This window comes from Pseudoroseomonas cervicalis ATCC 49957 (assembly GCF_000164635.1).
GTDB lineage: Bacteria > Pseudomonadota > Alphaproteobacteria > Acetobacterales > Acetobacteraceae > Pseudoroseomonas > Pseudoroseomonas cervicalis.
The window spans coordinates 1469164-1470863 of the sequence record NZ_GG770777.1 but is presented as its reverse complement, the minus strand read 5'-3'; the positions used below and the strand labels follow the sequence as shown (position 1 = coordinate 1470863).

Genomic DNA, 1700 nt, shown 5'->3' with positions numbered 1-1700 from the left:
CGCTGGCGCGCCGCTTCGCGCGCGAGCCCTTCCTGGCCTTCGCCGCCCGCGCCGTGCGCGCGCGCCTGCTGCCGGACGGCGCATGAAGCCCATGCCCCCGCCCATCCAGTCGGGCGAGTTCGCCCGCTTCCAGGAATTCTTCTACCAGCGCAGCGGCATCACCTTCGCCGCCTCCAAGCGCTACTTCGTCGACCGCCGCCTGGCCGAGCGGATGGAGCAGACCGGCACGCGCTGCTTCGAGGACTACCTGTCGCTGCTGCGCTTCCGCGACCCGCGCGGCGAGGAGCTGCAGAACCTGATCAACGCGATGACGGTCAACGAGACCTATTTCTTCCGCGAGCACTACCAGTTCGACTGCCTGACCCGCTCCCTGCTGCCGGAGCTGACCGCCGGGCGCCGCGCCAGCGACCCGCTGCAGATCTGGTCGATGCCCTGCTCGACCGGGGAGGAGCCCTATTCCATCGCCCTGCACCTGCTGGAGCGCTGGCCGGCGGTGGATGAATGGGATGTGCGCATCCTGGCCAGCGACATCGACACCCGCGTGCTGGCGCAGGCGCGGCTCGGCGAATACGATTCCCGCGCCCTGCAGCATGTGCCGCCGGCCATGCTGGAGCGCTACTTCACCCCGCTGCGCCAGGGCCGCTGGCGGCTGATCGGCGACCTGCGGCAATCGGTCGAGTTCCGCCGCGTCAACATCACCGAGCCGGGGCAGACCCGCGCCTATCGCGACATCGACGTCATCTTCTGCCGCAACCTGCTGATCTATTTCGACGATGCCTCGCGCCGCCGCGCCACCGACGCGCTGTTCGACGCGCTGCGCCCGGGCGGCTTCATCTGCCTCGGCCATTCCGAATCGATGAGCCGCATCTCCTCCCTGTTCGAGGTCAGGAAATTCCCCGATGCCATCGTCTATCAGCGCCCCGCCTGAGGCGGCGGGCCCCGCGGCGCCCCGCCGCGACGCGGCGCTGCTCGTCGTCGACGACGCGGCGACGGTGCGGCTCTACTACCGGGAGATCCTGGGCGGCCTCGGCTGCCCCGTCGAGGATGCCTGGAACGGGCTGGAAGGGCTGGAGAAGGCGCTGCGCGCGCCGCCCCGGCTGATCCTGGTCGATGTCAACATGCCCGGCCTCGACGGCCACAGCATGCTGCGCCGGATGCGCCAGGAGCCGACGCTGCGCGCCGTGCCGGCCATCACCATCACCACCGAGACGGGGGCGGAGGCGGCGTCGCGCGCCTACCAGTCGGGCGCCAATCTCTATCTGCCCAAGCCGGTGCGGCCGGAGCCGCTGGCCACGCTGGCGCGCATCCTGCTCGGGATGCCGCCGGCATGAACCCGCTGCTCGACCAGTTCCTGATCGAGGCGCGGGAGCTGCTGGACACCGCCAGCGAGGGGCTGCTGCGGCTGGAGCGCGGCGCCGCCGGCGAGGCGCTGGTCAACACCATCTTCCGCGCCGTGCACACGCTGAAGGGCACCTCCGGCCTGTTCGAGCTGGCGCCGCTCACCGCGCTGGTGCACGCGGCGGAGGACCTGCTGGATTCGGTGCGCGAGGGCCAACTCGCCCTGACCGCGCCGATGGCCGACCTGCTGCTCGGCGCGCTCGACCAGACGCGGCTCTGGCTCGACGCGCTGGAGGCGGGCGGCAGCCTGCCGGACGGGGCCGCGGCCGTGGCCGAGGCCCAGGGCGCCGCGTTGCAGGCCT

General features: G+C 71.9%; 3 protein-coding genes. All 3 read left to right on the top strand.

The annotated features are described in order from the left end of the window. Window positions 1-91: 91 nt before the first annotated feature. Window positions 92-928 (top strand): CheR family methyltransferase, encoded by an 837-nt coding sequence (locus tag HMPREF0731_RS06390; RefSeq protein ID WP_245538253.1) that lies wholly within the window; start codon window positions 92-94, stop codon window positions 926-928. Then, window positions 900-1331, top strand: a complete 432-nt coding sequence (locus tag HMPREF0731_RS06385; protein ID WP_051014667.1) for a response regulator — start codon at window positions 900-902, stop codon at window positions 1329-1331. Before HMPREF0731_RS06390 ends, HMPREF0731_RS06385 begins: the two co-directional genes overlap by 29 nt. After that, window positions 1328-1700: Hpt domain-containing protein (locus tag HMPREF0731_RS06380; RefSeq protein ID WP_007003231.1), on the top strand; the 373-nt coding region annotated here is incomplete at its 3' end. The genes HMPREF0731_RS06385 and HMPREF0731_RS06380, both read left to right, overlap by 4 nt.